The 16,370-nt window shown below is 52.7% G+C and carries 16 protein-coding genes; 10 read left to right on the top strand and 6 right to left on the bottom strand.

The window, feature by feature from the left end; all coding sequences use genetic code 11:
• Positions 1-6: 6 nt before the first annotated feature.
• A complete protein-coding gene (locus AC3RPL_RS11790; RefSeq protein WP_490740155.1) occupies positions 7-642 on the bottom strand; it encodes a DUF480 domain-containing protein in 636 nt (211 codons plus the stop codon).
• Positions 642-1,241: a ribosomal protein S5-alanine N-acetyltransferase gene (gene rimJ / locus AC3RPL_RS11795; protein ID WP_034939091.1), complete on the bottom strand. Its 600-nt coding sequence runs from the start codon at positions 1,239-1,241 to the stop codon at positions 642-644. The genes AC3RPL_RS11790 and rimJ overlap by 1 nt, the downstream gene beginning before the upstream one ends.
• Before the next feature lie 320 nt (positions 1,242-1,561).
• Here rimJ and AC3RPL_RS11800 point away from each other — a divergent pair, with 320 nt between their 5' ends.
• From AC3RPL_RS11800 to AC3RPL_RS11830, 7 genes are all read left to right on the top strand, one after another.
• Complete coding sequence (locus AC3RPL_RS11800) at positions 1,562-2,125, top strand: lipoprotein (protein ID WP_490740684.1); 564 nt, start codon at positions 1,562-1,564, stop codon at positions 2,123-2,125.
• 152 nt (positions 2,126-2,277) lie between these two features.
• Complete coding sequence (gene pyrC / locus AC3RPL_RS11805; RefSeq protein WP_490740156.1) at positions 2,278-3,324, top strand: dihydroorotase; 1,047 nt, start codon at positions 2,278-2,280, stop codon at positions 3,322-3,324.
• 71 nt (positions 3,325-3,395) lie between these two features.
• On the top strand, positions 3,396-3,641 hold the full coding sequence (dinI, locus tag AC3RPL_RS11810) for a DNA damage-inducible protein I (protein ID WP_261640814.1): 246 nt from the start codon (positions 3,396-3,398) through the stop codon (positions 3,639-3,641).
• A 548-nt stretch (positions 3,642-4,189) separates the two neighbouring features.
• Complete coding sequence (gene bssS, locus AC3RPL_RS11815) at positions 4,190-4,420, top strand: biofilm formation regulator BssS (protein WP_490740157.1); 231 nt, start codon at positions 4,190-4,192, stop codon at positions 4,418-4,420.
• Between the two features lie 130 nt (positions 4,421-4,550).
• Positions 4,551-5,660 (top strand): N-methyl-L-tryptophan oxidase, encoded by a 1,110-nt coding sequence (gene solA / locus AC3RPL_RS11820; RefSeq protein WP_490740158.1) that lies wholly within the window; start codon positions 4,551-4,553, stop codon positions 5,658-5,660.
• Between the two features lie 664 nt (positions 5,661-6,324).
• On the top strand, positions 6,325-6,879 hold the full coding sequence (locus AC3RPL_RS11825) for a cytochrome b (protein ID WP_490740159.1): 555 nt from the start codon (positions 6,325-6,327) through the stop codon (positions 6,877-6,879).
• A gap of 24 nt (positions 6,880-6,903) precedes the next feature.
• A complete protein-coding gene (locus AC3RPL_RS11830) occupies positions 6,904-7,473 on the top strand; it encodes a YceI family protein (RefSeq protein WP_261640858.1) in 570 nt (189 codons plus the stop codon).
• 58 nt (positions 7,474-7,531) lie between these two features.
• Here the strand turns inward: AC3RPL_RS11830 and trhO are convergent, their stop codons facing one another.
• Positions 7,532-8,581: an oxygen-dependent tRNA uridine(34) hydroxylase TrhO gene (gene trhO, locus AC3RPL_RS11835; protein WP_490740160.1), complete on the bottom strand. Its 1,050-nt coding sequence runs from the start codon at positions 8,579-8,581 to the stop codon at positions 7,532-7,534.
• A gap of 365 nt (positions 8,582-8,946) precedes the next feature.
• Between trhO and AC3RPL_RS11840 the strand changes: the two genes are divergently transcribed.
• Both AC3RPL_RS11840 and AC3RPL_RS11845 read left to right on the top strand, forming a co-directional pair.
• Entirely contained in the window at positions 8,947-9,867 is a 921-nt protein-coding gene (locus AC3RPL_RS11840) for a Kdo(2)-lipid IV(A) acyltransferase (protein ID WP_034939075.1), read from the top strand.
• Between the two features lie 179 nt (positions 9,868-10,046).
• On the top strand, positions 10,047-10,445 hold the full coding sequence (locus AC3RPL_RS11845) for a MysB family protein (RefSeq protein ID WP_490740161.1): 399 nt from the start codon (positions 10,047-10,049) through the stop codon (positions 10,443-10,445).
• Positions 10,446-10,451: 6 nt separating this feature from the next.
• On the opposite strand, the gene AC3RPL_RS11850 is transcribed toward AC3RPL_RS11845, so the two are convergent.
• From AC3RPL_RS11850 to AC3RPL_RS11860, 3 genes are all read right to left on the bottom strand, one after another.
• Complete coding sequence (locus AC3RPL_RS11850; RefSeq protein ID WP_261640859.1) at positions 10,452-10,694, bottom strand: YceK/YidQ family lipoprotein; 243 nt, start codon at positions 10,692-10,694, stop codon at positions 10,452-10,454.
• A 148-nt stretch (positions 10,695-10,842) separates the two neighbouring features.
• Complete coding sequence (gene mdoH / locus AC3RPL_RS11855) at positions 10,843-13,407, bottom strand: glucans biosynthesis glucosyltransferase MdoH (RefSeq protein WP_490740162.1); 2,565 nt, start codon at positions 13,405-13,407, stop codon at positions 10,843-10,845.
• Positions 13,400-14,938 (bottom strand): glucan biosynthesis protein G, encoded by a 1,539-nt coding sequence (locus AC3RPL_RS11860; RefSeq protein ID WP_261640860.1) that lies wholly within the window; start codon positions 14,936-14,938, stop codon positions 13,400-13,402. Before AC3RPL_RS11860 ends, mdoH begins: the two co-directional genes overlap by 8 nt.
• Before the next feature lie 271 nt (positions 14,939-15,209).
• On the opposite strand from AC3RPL_RS11860, the gene mdoC reads away from it, so the two are divergent.
• Positions 15,210-16,334: a glucans biosynthesis protein MdoC gene (mdoC, locus tag AC3RPL_RS11865; protein WP_490740163.1), complete on the top strand. Its 1,125-nt coding sequence runs from the start codon at positions 15,210-15,212 to the stop codon at positions 16,332-16,334.
• Positions 16,335-16,370 lie beyond the last annotated feature (36 nt).

The following is a 16,370-nucleotide window of genomic DNA, read 5'->3' on the forward strand; positions in this document are numbered from 1 at the left end:
CAGCAGTCAGATTTTTGCTGACAAATCTGCCAGCTGTTGTTTTAGTTGCGCCACCTCGTGCTCCAGCGCGCTGACCCGATCGGCAAGCGTTTCATCGGTATCGGCAGGGCTTTCGTCCACCGTTTGTTCCACTGCGCCGCTGAACAGATGCATATAGCGGCTTTCGCGTTTACCCGGCTCGCGCGCCAGTTGCACCACAAATGGACCGTCATCGCGCGAGGCCAGCGTCGCCAGTAGCTGTTCCACCTGGCTTACATCAGCAAACTCATGCAGTCTGCCGCTGCGAATCCGCAGCTCGCCCGGCGTCTGCGCACCACGTAAAAGCAGCGTGGTCACCAGCGCGGATTCCCCCGGACTCAGCGTTAACTGGCCAAAAGCCGTGTTACAGAAACGGTGTTCATATTTCACCACCCGGCTGCCTGAGCCGCTCAGGGCGGTGACCAGATGTTTTTTTATCAGCATATCCAGCGTGTCCTGCACCGTTGCGTCGCTCAGGCTCATTACCGGTTCACGGTTGGATTTCTGGTTGCAGGCGGTGACGACCGCATTCAGCGACATCGGATACTGCTCCGGGGTGATAACCTGCTTTTCCAGCAGGCAGCCCACCACCCTCGCCTCCAGGGCGGAAAGTACGATTTTCATCAGGATGATTGTCCACGTCGGTCGGGTTGCCACTCTTTGGTGGTCAGTGCGGTCAGCACGTGATCCTGCCACTGACCATCAATCAGTAAATAATCCCGGGCATAGCCCTCTTTTTCAAAGCCAAGCCGGGCCAGCAGGTTACCGCTGCGATGGTTGTGTGGCATGTAGTTAGCCATGATGCGGTGGATGCGCTGCTGGCGCTGCATATAACGAATAGCCGACTGCAACGCCTCAAACATCATCCCCTGCCCCTGCCACTTCTCCGCCAGAGAGTAGCCAAGGTAGCAGGCGTGAAATGAGCCTCTGACCACGTTGCTGAAATTCGCCACGCCACGGATCTCCGTTTCATCAGGATCCATCACCGCAAAATAGTAAGCATTGCCCTGTTTGTGCATTTCGGAGATTAATCCCAGACGCGCCTGCCAGCCGGAAGGATAACTGTGGCTGTCGTCGCGAATGGGCTCCCAGGGTTTGAGAAAGGCACGATTACCGGCATAGTAATCAGCCAGACGCCACGCATCGCGCTCATGAACCAGACGAACCACCAGCCGGTCAGTTGTCAGGCGGACTTTCGGGACAGCAGAACGATAGCCAAACATCTTCTCTCCTCAATCCTTTAGGTAATCATTGAAAACGGCAGAAATCCCCATGCGCAGTGTCGCGCAGACCTGACCTTATCCAGCCACCACGTCTGATTTCCCTTAATGATTATAAACATCCCCGCTGTTACCCGTAAAATAATCCTGTGGCGTGACCGCAGCTGGCTTTCCCTCCGGATACTGCGCGACGCCCTGGTGCCCGATAACGGGTATACGGCCTGACTCTGAGCAGTAATCCTGGTGACTCTGACCGCAATGTCGGGCAAGCTGTCATCTCCGGTCAGGAGGGTTACTGACCGCATAACATGATGAGGATTATGATGAAAAAATTTTTTGCCGGGCTGAGCGCCCTGCTGTTGGTGGGACTACTCAGCGGCTGCAACCAACTGACGCAGTACACCATCAGTGAACAGGAAATCAATCAGGCGCTGCAAAAGCACAATAATTATGAAAAACAGCTTGGTGTCGCCGGACTGGTGGATGCGCACATCGTGCTGAGTGACCTGAGCAGTCAGATTGGCCGCGAGGAGCCCAACAAAGTGACGCTGACCGGTCATGCAAAAGTGAATATCAGTTCGCTGTTTGGGCCGCAGGAAGCGACGATGACGCTGACCATGAAGGCGCAGCCGGTGTTTAACAAGGAACAGGGGGCGATTTATTTGCAGGATCTGCAACTGGTGGATGTGCAGGTGCAACCTGAAAAAATGCAGGGGATGCTGAAAACCCTGACGCCTTATCTCAACCAGTCGCTGAAAGATTACTTCAATCAGAAACCGGCTTATGTGCTCAGCGCCGACCGCAGCAAAACCGAATCGCTGGCAAAACGCTTCGCCAAAGGTCTGGAAGTGCAGCCGGGCAAGCTGATTATCCCTTTCACTGATTAATCTTTCGTTCTCTGTTCGCTGGCGGACAGAGAACGCTCCCCGGCATTTTTAGTCTGCATATCAACAAAGCAGGTGCAAACCGACGCCTTTCTGCTTATGCTTGGACCCCGGCCAAATTCGCCATACCGATCTCACTTCTGCCGGAGCCTGTTATGACTGCAAAACCCCAGGAACTTCTGATCCGTCGCCCTGACGACTGGCACATTCATCTGCGTGACGATGAAATGTTACAAACCGTGCTGCCTTTTACCAGCGAGGTTTCCGGCCGGGCGATCGTGATGCCTAACCTGGTTCCGCCCGTTACCAGCGTGGCGGCGGCGGAAGCCTATCGTGAGCGTATCCTTGCCGCCGTACCCGCCGGACATAATTTCACGCCGCTGATGGCCTGTTATCTGACCGACTCGCTGAATGCAGATGAAATAGAAGACGGTTTCAGCCGCGGCGTATTCACCGCCGCCAAACTCTACCCGGCCCATGCCACCACCAATTCCAGTCACGGGGTGACTGACATTAGCAGTATCGCCACGGTGCTGGATCGCATGCAGAAAATCGGTATGCCGCTGTTAATTCACGGCGAAGTGACCGAGGCACATATTGATATTTTTGACCGGGAAGCCCGCTTTATCGACACGGTCATGGAGCCACTGCGCAGGCAGTATCCGGAGCTGAAAGTGGTGTTCGAACACATCACCACCAAAGAGGCCGCCGACTATGTGCGGGAAGGTAATCGCTTTATTGCTGCGACCATCACGCCACAACATCTGATGTTTAACCGCAACCATATGCTGGTTGGCGGCGTACGTCCGCATCTTTACTGTTTACCGGTCCTGAAACGCAACACCCATCAGCAGGCGCTGCGCGAAGTGGTCGCCAGCGGTAACGATCGCTTCTTTCTTGGCACTGACACCGCCCCCCATCTGCGCCATCGCAAGGAAGCCAGCTGTGGTTGTGCCGGGGTGTTCAATGCGCCGTCTTCGCTGCCAGCCTACGCCACGGTGTTTGAAGAGATGGATGCCCTGCGCTTTTTTGAAGCCTTCTGTTCCGAAAACGGTCCGCGTTTTTACGGCCTGCCGCTCAATGAGGGCACGGTTCGGTTAGTGCGCGAACCCTGGACCGTACCGGAGAGCGTCCAGCTGGGTGACGATACGCTGGTGCCGTTTCTGGCAGGAGAGACACTGAACTGGCGTGTGGCGCGCTGATTTTTTTGCCAGAGAGATTGCTTCGGATGATTTAACTGTATATATTTACAGTATCTTATCCGGAGGCTTTTATGCGTGTTGAAGTCACTGTAGCAAAAACCACCCCGCTGCCAGCGGGTGCCATCGAGGCACTCAGCGCCGAGCTGGGTAAACGAATTAACCAGCAGTTTCCTGAATCTGTTCACAGCGTCTCGGTGCGCTATGCGGGAGCCAACAACCTGACGGTAATGGGTGGCAGTCATGAGGTGAAAGGTCGCGTGACGGAAATTTTGCAGGAAACCTGGGAAAGCGCAGACGACTGGTTTACTCACGATTAATCGGCACTGCCCATTTTTTTCCGTTGTTTGCCGGATTTCGCCATCCGGCTTTTTTACAGCCCTTTCATTAAAATCTCTCTTGCAAAAAGGTTTCAGGCACATTCTCTCTTTGCCATATCACCATGCTTTCCACTACCACCCGCCAGATTCTACTCTTCGGTAACCTTTCAAATGCAATTAAAAATGATGCTCTGTGAGGCGACTCTTTACCGCCATTTATTTTATTCCCGCGCAGATTCCCTGGTCTTTCTTTCAGCCATTATCCCTGGCATCACTCCCGTACATCGTGCAGGGATGATAAGCGGATAAATTGTCACCTCAGAAATAATATTCAGACTATACTGAAGGCGTATTTTCTGTTTTTGTACGGACGATTATTATCGGCTGAGAATTAAATAAACAGTAATTAAAAGTTCACTCCCGGCGATAAAAATTTCGCAGCTGCGCGAATTTAAAATCCTGTTATAATTACTTTGCTCTGTAAAAAAAGGCCGCATCGAACCTCATTGACGTCGTCATTACTAATACGAGTTATAAAGGGGGTTACAATGGACAGAAACAAAGATGTTATCCAGACACATCCCCTCATCGGATGGGATATCAGTACCGTCGACAGCTATGATGCCATGATGATCCGTCTTCATTCGCTCTCCAGTGACGAGCAGCAGACTGATGAGGCCGAGGTCGGTCAGACCTACTGGCTGACCACTGATGTCGCCCGGCAGTTTATCTCCATTCTTGAAGCTGGTATTGCCAAGATTGAAGCGACCGGTTACTAGGACCGCGATTACCGTAAGCACTGATTTTCAGATTGTTTTCCGCAAGGCACTCTCCGGAGTGCCTTTTTCATTATGGCCGCATTTTGCTATCCTCCCTGCTTTAAGCATTGAATAAAGGAATCTGCTCCAGATGGTGTATGACTTAATCGTGGCAGGCAGTGGTTCGGTCGGTGCAGCTGCGGGCTGGTACGCTCGCCGGGCAGGCCTGAAAGTGCTGATGATTGACCGGGCGCATCCTCCCCATCGCGAGGGCAGCCACCACGGGGAATCACGCCTGATCCGCCATGCTTATGGCGAAGGTGTTCGCTATGTCCCCATGCTGTTGCGGGCTCAGCAACTGTGGGATGAGCTGGAGGCGGCCTGCGGGGAACGTATTATGCAGCGCTGCGGCGTGATTAACCTCGCGCCCGAATCGTCTGATTTTATTGCCGGTGTCCTGCAAAGCGCGGCGGCTTTTTCCCTGCCGGTTGAAACCCTGCGTGGTGAAGATATTCGCCGCCGCTGGCCGCAACTTGCTGTGCCTGAGGACTATATTGGGGTTTTTGAGGCGAGTTCTGGCTACCTTAAATCGGAAGCGGCCGTGCGCCATTTAATCCGCCTTGCAAGAGAAGCAGGCTGTGCTCAGCTGTTTAACTGCGCGGTCGATGGATTTGAAGAACGTGACGGGCTTCAGCTGGTGCATACCGCTGAGGGAACATTTCACGGTCGCAAATTGCTGCTGAGCGCCGGTACCTGGGTAAAAACCTTGCTGCCACAGTTACCGATCACGCCGGTGAGAAAAGTGTTTGCATGGCATCAGGCTGACGGACGCTACAGTGAAAATAACCGTTTTCCGGCGTTTACCGTTGAAACAGCAGACGGCCATTACTATGGCTTCCCGGCGGAAAATAACGCGATTAAAATTGGTAAGCACGACGGCGGTCAACCGATCAGCACACCACAGCAGCGCACCTCTTTCGGTAGCCGGGCGGAAGATGGCAGTGAACTGTTTTCATTTTTGCGCCAGTTCCTGCCCGGATGCGGCGTTTGCCTGCATGGCGAATCCTGCACCTATGATAATTCGCCTGATGAAGACTTTATTATTGATACATTTTCCGATTCTTCTGACCGGCTGTTAATAAGTGGGCTCAGCGGTCACGGTTTTAAATTTGCCACGGTACTCGGCGAAATTGCTGCTAATTTCGCGCAGGGTAAACCGACGGAATTTGATTTATCTCCCTTTTCACTTGCACGGTTTTAAAAGAATAAAGACGGCGTAATTTGCGCCGTTTTCCCGGATGAATTAGCCCGCCTTTTTGTTATTACCGATTAATCCGGGCCCGGATAATGGCGAATCTCTGATGTCCTTCTGCCTTTGCGGTAATGCTGTTCGACAGCGTTGGCTGAGCAGCCATCAATTAGCAGAAATGACCGGTTGCCGGGCAGCGCTTCCCCTCTTCCACGCAGGTAAAGTTTAATGCTGATGCATCACTGTGCTGGTTTTGAGCCAGCAGAAACTGAAAGACCTTCGCTGCAATCTTCAGCAGCCAAAGCTTCTGACGTCACCCCGGTGCAGGCGAGTTTTGAGCACCAGTTTTCTGGCATTACCGGCTGTCAACTGTCAAGCATTCCTGCTTTGTTAGCATTGATTATGATGAGTAAAACACGACCACCTGCTTAACACAGATAAAAGAAGGTCAAATAAACCGAAGGAATCAATCCCGTCAGGATCGTTCCGTCGCAATGATATGATGAAAGGATTTGTAGGCTAAAGTCACCCTACAACGAATTAAATGCACAGCAAGCCGTGTTTATTTCAGTTTTTTTGAAAAAAATAACAAATTTATTTAGTGATGGTATTTATTTGTTGATTTTATGTTTCAGCGCGTTCAGTCTGGGCAAAAATTGCTAACAGGATCCCCCTGATGCAGTGGAAAAATACCCCAACCCGTTTTGGTCATATTAGTGTGCTGCTGCACTGGCTGGTGGCACTCGCTGTTTACGGCATGTTTGCCCTCGGCCTGTGGATGGTCACTCTCGGCTATTATGACAGCTGGTATCACCCGGCTCCCGAGCTGCATAAAAGTATCGGCCCTACCCTGTTTACGGTGATGGTGGCAAGGGTTATCTGGCGCTTTATTTCCCCGCCGCCGAAACCCCTTGCCAGCTATTCTACTGCAACCCGCATCAGTGCCGTTGCGGTTCACCTGCTGCTTTACGGCATCCTGTTTGCCATCTTCATTAGCGGCTATCTCATCTCCACTGCCGATGGTCAACCCGTTGAAGTCTTTGGTCTGTTTTCCGTGCCTGCGACGCTTGAAGGGCTCGGTGAGCAGGCCGATCTGGCGGGAGAAATCCACCTGTGGCTGGCCTGGAGCGTGGTGATCCTCTCCGTGCTGCATGCGCTGGCTGCGCTCAAGCACCACTTTATCGACCGGGACAGCACGCTGAAACGGATGCTGGGTAAATCACCCGACTAACCTCTGCAAAAGGAAGGAAAGATGATCAAAAAAAACCTGTTAGCCCTGACCACCACGCTGATGCTGAGCATGGGTGCCGCACATGCCGCCGACTATAAGATTGACAAGCAGGGGCAACATGCTTTTGTGCAGTTCCGCATTCAGCACCTGGGCTACAGCTGGCTGTACGGGACGTTTAAAGACTTCGACGGTAGCTTCACTTTCGATGAAGCCGATCCGGCGAAAGATAAAGTCAATGTCACTATCAAAACCGCCAGTGTGGATACCAACCATGCTGAACGTGACAAACATCTGCGCAGCGCGGAATTTCTGAACGTATCAAAATTCCCGCAGGCGACCTTTGTGTCAACGTCAGTGAAAAAAGAGGGTGACGGGCTGGCAATTACCGGCAACCTGACGCTGAATGGCGTCACAAAACCGGTGACGCTGGCAGCTAAAAAGATGGGTGAAGGTAAGGATCCATGGGGGGGTTATCGTGCCGGTTTCACCGCAGACACCACTCTGAAACTGAAGGATTTTAATATCACCACCGATCTGGGTCCGGCATCACAACAGGTTCAGCTGATGATTTCTGTTGAAGGACTCCGCCAGTAATAAACAGCCCGCCAGCGAGTGGCTGGCGGGCTTGTTCTGCTTCATCAGGCCGCAAAGGCTACTTCTCTGACGGGATATTCAGCGTCATATTCAGCAGACCGCGCGACTTATTAAAGATTTTATTGCCATTCTCACGCCCGGCACGTCTTGCCCGCTGTTCTTCCGGAGAGAGCGCCAGTTCCTCCATACAGATTGGGCTACAGCAGTGATGGTATTTTTCTGCACAGGTCGCGCACTGAATAAACAGCAGATGGCAGCCATCATTTTTACAGTTAACGTGCGTGTCACAGGGAGCACCACACTGATGGCAGTGGGCAATCACATCTTCGGAGATACGCTCTCCCATTCTTTCATCGAAAACAAAGTTTTTGCCCTTAAAACGCACCGGCAAACCCTGTTCCCGCGCACGCCGGGCATATTCAATAATGCCCCCTTCAATGTGATAGACGTTTTCAAAACCGTTGTGACGCATCCAGGCGCTGGCTTTTTCACAACGAATACCGCCGGTGCAATACATCACTATTTTTTTGTCTTTATTGTCCTGAAGCATCTCTACTGCCATGGGCAGCTGATCGCGGAAGGTATCCGCCGGGATCTCCAGCGCGTTATCAAAATGGCCGACTTCATACTCATAGTGATTGCGCATATCTACAAACAGCGCATCCGGATCGTCCAGCAGCGTGTTGACCTCTCCCGCTTTCAGGTAGCCGCCGACATTACTGGCATCAAATGTTTCATCGGTGATGCCATCAGCAACAATGCGCTCGCGTACTTTTAACCGCAGCACCCAGAAGGATTTGCCATCGTCGTCCAACGCGATGTTCATCCTGAGATTGTTGAGCGCCGGGTCGAAACTGTACAGCATCTCTTTTAATGCGTCATAACGGCTGGCAGGCACGCTGATTTGCGCGTTGATCCCTTCGGTGGCGACATAGACGCGACCAAATACATTCAGGCGGGTGAACTGCACGTACAGCGCGTCGCGAAAAGCTTTGGCATCAGCAATGGTGAAATACTTGTAGAAAGAGACTGTGGTACGCGGCTCGGTTTCGGCCAGCATCCGCGCCTTCAGCTCTTCATTGGAAACAAGGTTATGTAACACTGGCATGGTGTACTTTCCTGGGTTCGTCAGAGAAATTTTGCGGGCGATATCATACCTGAATGGCGCGTAAAACATAGTGGTCACATTTGAAATTGTTCAGCGCACAATCCCGTTGCCGTCGAATTGTGCCGTGGCGATGCCGGATTGCGGTCAGACGCGGCGGTTTTTCTGCGCGGGTTTATGCAATGTGCGCTCCCTTTTGCCGGGAAAATCAGTAAGCAGTCAGCCATCAGTTTTTCATTCTGCTATGGTAAACACGCCGAAAGTCAGCGTGTTATTTCAGTTCGTCGCTAATAAATGGCACAATAGGTTATAAGGACAATTCATTCCGGGCAGCATAATGGTGCCCCTTTGTTACGATCTGGAAACTCATGACTCAGCTGCCTCAATTTACACGTGCGTTGTTGCATCCCCGTTATTGGTTTACCTGGTTGGGTATTGGTCTGCTCTACCTGCTGGTGCTGCTACCTTATCCGGTGCTTTATCATCTTGGCTGTGGGCTTGGCCGCCTGTCCATGCGCTTTCTGAAACGTCGCGTTGAAGTGGCCCGTCGCAATCTGCAACTCTGCTTTCCTGCCATGCCGGAAGCCGAACGTGAAGCAATGGTGAAACGCAATTTCGAATCTGTGGGCATGGGGCTGTTGGAAACCGGCATGGCCTGGTTCTGGCCAGACTGGCGTATCAGCAAATGGTTTCAGGTCAGCGGGCTGGAGCACATTGACAAGGCACATCAGGATGGCAAAGGGGTGCTGCTGATCGGTATGCATTTTCTGACGCTGGAACTGGGCGCACGTATTTTTGGCATCCATAATCCAGGGATCGGTGTTTACCGTCCCAATGATAATGCGTTGCTGGACTGGCTTCAGACCTGGGGACGGATGCGCTCCAACAAAAGTATGCTGGATCGCAAAGACCTGAAGGGCATGATCCGTGCGCTGAAAAATGGCGATATTATCTGGTATGCGCCGGACCATGATTACGGTCCGAAAAGCAGCGTGTTTGCCCCCTTCTTTGCCGTGGACAAGGCCGCCTCAACGAAAGGAAGTTATCTGTTGATTCGCAGTGGTAATCCGGCGGTGATCCCCTTCGTTCCGCGTCGTCTGCCGCATGGCAGAGGTTATGAGATGGTTATCCTGCCAGAAGAACAGGCTATACCGCTGACCGACGAAACCGCCACCGCCACCCGCATGAATAAAGTGGTGGAGCACGGCGTGTTGATGGCCCCGGAGCAATATATGTGGCTCCATCGGCGCTTTAAGACCCGTCCGGCGGGAGAGTCCTCCTTCTATTAATGTTAACCACCAGCGCTGCGATCTGCGGCGCATTGTCTGCTGTTGCAAAGCGGACCCCATTTGCTAAACGGCTGACACACTGCACTGTTTTCTTTTCGTTTTTTTTTACTGCCACCTTTCCTCCTGTCAGTCTTCAACTATCCTTTCTGAAACCGCAACCTGTGTAATGGAGAAACCTGATGAACCTGTATGCAACGCTGGAAGAAGCCATTGATGCGGCGCGAGAAGAGTACCTGGCTGCCAATCCGGAAACCGATGAAGATGATGCCTCAGTCAGCCAGTTCAACCTGCAAAAATATGTCATGCAGGATGGCGATATCATGTGGCAGGCTGAATTCTTTACTGATGAAGGGGATGATGGCGAGTGCCTCGCCCTTCGCAGCGGAGAAGCCGCTCAGGCTATTTTCGACGGTGATTTTGATGAAACAGACCTGCGTCAGGAGTGGCTGCCGGAGAATACCCTGCACGAGTGGGATGAAGGCGAATTTCAGCTGGAGCCGCCCGCGGACACTGAAGAGGGAGAAGCGGCCGCGTCAGAGTGGGAAGACGACAATACTGACTCCGATAACTACGCCTGATTGACGTCACTCATACGGACCGTGGTGGGCATCCACTGGCAGTAATAATGTATCGACCACCAGCGACAGCGGCAGGTCGATAATGGTCAGGAAGCGCCAGGGCGTATCACGGACGTCCCACTGCACACCGGGATAGAACTGATTTCCATGCCCCTGGCCCGGCATAGTCCGGCTGATAATGCTGCCGCAACCACTCAGCATCACAATACAAAGCCCCAGCAATGTTGCCCGCAGTAATGTTGTAATCATTATTTCCCATCGGCTGAATAAAAACGCGTCATTGTACAGCCACATCTTGCGTCAGAAAGACGCTAAAACGCAAAGTTTCTGTAAATTCGTTAACCTCAGAGATAAAAAAACCGGGAAAAAGATTCCCGGTTTTTCAGCACCTGCGCTGTCAGGACTTCACGGTCTGGATAGCGTCAGGATTCATTTTCAGCGACTGATAGTGGTTATACCAGTCGTGATACTTATCGGCATGTTGCCACAGCTGGTAATGCATCCGGGAAAGCGTCACCGGGTCACTGATCAGCGCCAGACGACGATCGCGGTCCAGTTTGGCTGGTGATTCACTTAACGCCTGCTCAACACGGCGGTCGCGGGCAAATTCCAGAATGTCACTTTTCAGGTGACGGGAGGTTGCCATCGCGCTGGCCAGCGCATTAAACGACGGGTTGAACACCGCATGCATAAAACCATCTTTCAGCGCGCGCGAACGATTCAGCTCGTTGTAGCGTTCGGTATCCAGCAGCTCTTTTGGCGGATCGTACTCTTCCGGGATCAGGAACAGTCGGGCACGTTTGGACGCCATTCCGGTGGTAGACCGGCTGGAGAACACCGAGACAAAAGGCGACAAAATCAGCGAGAAGACAATCGGCGCCAGCCACCACAAGAAGTTAAGGTCAAGCCAGCCCATCCCGGCAGCCCAGACAATGCCCAGCAGCATCTGTGAACCGTGACGTTTAAAGGCTTCACTCCACGGTGTGGCATCATCGTCACGCTGCGGTGAGTTCCAGACCACTTCCCAGCCGAGAAACGCACTGACCACAAACACCGTATGGAACAGCATCCTTACCGGTGCCAGCAGCACGGAGAACAGCATCTCAAGGAACAGAGAGACGAAGACCCGCAATGCACCACCGTAAGGTTTCGCGCCCTTGCACCAGACAAGCACCACGCTCAGCAGCTTCGGCAGGAACAGCAGCACCAGCGTGGTTGAGAACAGCGCAATCGCCAGTTCAGGTCGCCACTGCGGCCACACCGGGAACAGTTGCCGGGGTTGCAGGAAGTAGGACGGCTCCATCAGCGTATGCACCACCTGCAACGCCGTGGACAACGCCAGGAACATAAACCACAGCGGTGCAGAAAGATAGGACATCACACCGGTCAGGAACACCGCACGATGAACCGGATGCATCCCTTTCACCAGGAACAGACGGAAGTTCATGAGGTTACCGTGGCACCAGCGACGGTCACGCTTCAGCTCATCCAGCAGGTTTGGCGGCAGTTCTTCATAGGAGCCGGGCAGGTCGTAGGCTATCCATACGCCCCAACCGGCACGACGCATCAGCGCAGCTTCCACAAAGTCATGCGACAGAATCGAACCGGCAAAGGAACCCTCTCCCGGCAGAGGTGCCAGCGCACAGTGCTCAATAAAGGGTTTCACGCGGATAATGGCGTTATGCCCCCAGTAGTGGGATTCCCCCAACTGCCAGAAGTGCAGACCGGCAGTAAACAGCGGCCCGTAAACGCGGGTGGCAAACTGCTGGCAACGCGCATACAGCGTGTCCATCCCGGACGCTTTAGGTGAAGACTGAATAATCCCGGCTTTAGGATTGGCTTCCATCATCCGCACCAGACCGGTGAGACACTCACCGCTCATCACGCTGTCCGCATCCAGTACCACCATGTAGCTGTACTGGCTGCCCCAACGGCGGCAGAAATCATCGATGTTACCGCTTTTGCGTTTTACACGGCGACGGCGGCGGCGATAGAAAATGCGCCCTTCCCCACCGACATCGCGCACCAGCTCCATCCAGGCTTTCTGCTCTGCGACGGCAATATCAGGGTTGTAGCTGTCGCTGAGGATATAAACATCGAAATGCTGCTGTTCACCGGTTCTGACCACCGATTCCCAGGTGGCGCGCAGACCGGCAAACACGCGTTCCACGTCTTCGTTACAGATAGGCATAATCAACGCGGTGCGGTGCGCCGGGTTAATTGGCTCATCGCCGTTGCAGGCATACGAAATGCTGTATTTATCCTTGCCGATCAACAGTTGCAGGAAGCCCATCAGTGCGGTCCAGAAACCGGCAGAGACCCAGCAGAACAGCACCGCAAACAGGAAGAGTATGCCGGTTTGCAGGATATAAGGCAGGATTTGCATCAGCGACTGCTGCCAGTTCTGATTGATCATTTCAACCGGATCGATCAACGCCCATCCCTGGTAAGGCAGGATGGTTTTCATGTACCAGGTTGCCACCACCGTCTGGGCAATGGTCAGGATCAGCAGAATGTAGCGGCGAATTGAACCAACATGTCGCCACTTTTCTTCTGAACGCTGTACTTCTGCATTGTTACTGTAACGCGGTTTGCTTTTACGCCCACGCAGGGAGTCCCACGCGCGTGACACCGGGTTGGTGCGCCAGGCTTCCGGATACATGGATGAACGGGTATGACGTGGCATCGCCTTCAGAGTGGTACGATCCAGCGCGTCCTTAGCGAACTGTTCACCATTGCCCACGGAATCAGGCCATGTCATATCGATACGCGTTTTAACCGACGCCATCGGCGCATCATCAGGACGCACCGGCGGCAAGGCATCCTCAGCCAGCGACTGGTGCAGCTGGCTGAACATCTCTTCAGATTCAACCGGCAGCGCATCTTTCAGCGCCCCTTTACGCTCAGCGGAAAGGGGCAACGCATCTGTATATTCTGTGGGTATCGCAGTAGTCTTATTCATTGGCAGGCAACTGATAGCTCCAGGTTTCTGTCAGCGTTTTATCACCGTTAAGCAGTGCAGCACGCATTTCCGTCGGCTGTTTGCTGTCTTTAACACGCAGACGCATAATCAACCGCCAGCCTTTAGTGACCGGATTGTAACGCACGCTGTTTTCCACCAGCTCACCGTTGTTTCCGATACTCACCTGCGGTGTCACCGGGGTGTTATCCGGCAGCTGACTCATCTGCTCACCGGTAAAATCAACGATAAAGGCCACGGTGCCGTCTGGCTGGCGCACCAGATTAGACTGTTTCACATCGCCCGTGGAGCGCAGCGTATCCTTCACAAAAGCTGTTTCTGGCGAGTGCAGTTGATTTTCATCGCGGGTGAAATGCAGGCGATAGCTGAAATTCATCTCTTTGCCATTATCTGGCAGGCTCTCCGGCGTCCAGAAGGCCACGATGTTGTCATTGGTTTCGTCGGTGGTGGGGATCTCCACCAGCTCGATGTGGCCTTTGCCCCAGTCGCCCTGTGGTTCAATCCAGCCGCTTGGGCGCAGATCGTAACGATCGTCCAGGTCCTGATACTGAGCAAAATCCCGGCCGCGTTGCAGCAGGCCAAAGCCTTTAGGATTCTCAACGGTGAAGGTACTGACCGCAAGGTGTTTTGGATTATTCAGAGGACGCCAGATCCACTCTCCGTTTCCGGCATGAATGGACAGACCGCTGGAGTCATGCAGCGCAGGCCGGTAGTTGACCTGAGGTGACGGCTGATTCGCGCCAAACAGGAACATACTGGTCAGAGGGGCCACACCCAGTTTGCCGACTTTGTCACGCAGATAGACTTTAGACTGGACGTCAACCGTGGTTTCTTTACCGGGCGTGATCAGGAAGCGGTATGCGCCGGAGGCCCGTGGCGAATCCAGCAGCGCATAAATCACCAGATGCTTATCCGCAGGTTTTGGCCGCTCAACCCAGAACTCTTTAAAACGCGGGAACTCTTCACCGGAAGGCAGTGCGGTATCAATAGCCAGTCCACGTGCGGAAAGGCCATAAACCTGGCCTGCGCCAATTACCCGGAAATAGCTGGCACCAAGGAAGCTGGTGATTTCATCATCTTTCTTGTTTTTGTTGTTCAGTGGATAAAGCACTTTGAACCCGGCAAAACCGAGGTTTTTAACCGTTTCCGGATCGTGCTTTACATTGCCAAAATTGAAATAGTCCGGCGAGTACTTAATCTCACGAGAGGTTGAGGCGGCCACTTCATTTATTTTGACTGGCTGATCGAAATACATCCCCTGGTGGTAGAACTCCAGCTTGAACGGGGTCTTGAGCTTGCCCCACCAGGCTTTGTCATGATTGAACTGGATCTGCTGATAATCTGCATACTTCATTTCACGCAGTTGAGCAGGCAAATTGCTTTTTGGCGCTTCGTAACCTTTTGCAGCTAAATCTTTCGCCTGTTTTGCAACGTCATCAATGCCAAAAGCCCAAACTGAACTGGCATACATTGACAACATAACGCCAACACCAAGCCAGCTTAATTTTTTCAGTTCTGGCTTATTCTTAATTTTACTCAGCACATCCCCCCCTTTCGCGTGCCTTCATTGAATCCACCCATCTTAATGGATTATTCCGCATTCCGACAGCTTAAGAACACTTTTAGTTCCGCCTGACAGCCGCTTTTATCGCCCGCTTCTCAGGTGGTTAGCGGATACAGATTCGCCTGATAGTACAGGCGCGTTTTCTCAACTACAGTAAGCGTTAAGCTTTAGCGTGGCTCAGGGTGAGCCAGTGCTGTAACGTTTTGAATAGTGGACAAATATGACAAAAAAAACACAGCAAAGAGAGTATTTTTTCGATTCAATCAGAGCCTATCTGATGCTTTTAGGCGTTCCGTTTCACGTCTCATTGATTTATTCCAGTCAGTCCTGGTCTGTAAACAGTCCGACACCTTCCGAATGGCTGACCATTTTAAATGACTTTATCCACGCCTTTCGTATGCAGGTGTTCTTTGTCATTTCCGGTTATTTTTCCTACATGCTGTTTCTGCGCTATAGCCGCCAGCAGTGGCTGAAAGTACGCCTGGAGCGGGTCGGTATTCCCATGCTGGCGGCTGTTCCTCTGTTGACGGTGCCACAGTTTTTTATGATTAAAGCCTGGACCACGAAAATTGGTGACTGGCACAACCTTACGCTGTACGACAAACTCAATGCGCTGAGCTGGGATCTGATTTCTCACCTGTGGTTTTTACTGGTACTGGTGGTACTGACGGTGGCCGGGGTCTGGCTGTTTCGCTGGCTCAGCCGTGGTGAGGCTGACGAAAACGATTTTGCCAGCCTCGGCTGGATAAAACTGAGCATGGTTATTCTGCTGTGCAGCCTGGCATGGGGCGGCGTGCGTCGCCTGTTGTTTCTTTATGAACCTCAGCTGTTGGGGAACGGGCTGTTCAATTATGGTGTGATGCAATCACTGTTCTTCCTGCCATTTTTTATATTGGGGGCGATGGCGTGGAAATATCCGGCACTCAAGGCGTTATTTGTTAAACCGGTGCCCTGGACATTTATCGGCTCGGCGGTGGCCTTCGTCGCTTATGTCGCCAATCAGACCTGGAATAAGGGTGAAGGCTGGCTGTATGAGATTGATGCCGTGGTGTCGATGATGATGGGATTGTGGATGGTGAATGTGGTGTTTTCACTGGGCCACCGGTTGCTGAACAGTCATTCGCCCGGCGTTACCTACCTGGTGAATGCGCCACTGTTTATCTATCTGGTGCACCACCCGCTGACCATTCTGTATGGCATTTTCCTGGTGCCGGATATCAGCAACAACACGCTGGGCTTCTTTACCGGTCTGCTGTTTGTCTTCGGCATTGCCTTTATTCTGTATGAGATCCACCTGCGCATTCCGCTGCTACGTTTTCTCTTCTCGGGTAAACCCCAACGTTAAATCCCGGCGGCTGCGCAATGGAATCCGCAGCCACAG

The organism is Erwinia papayae, from assembly GCF_058241465.1.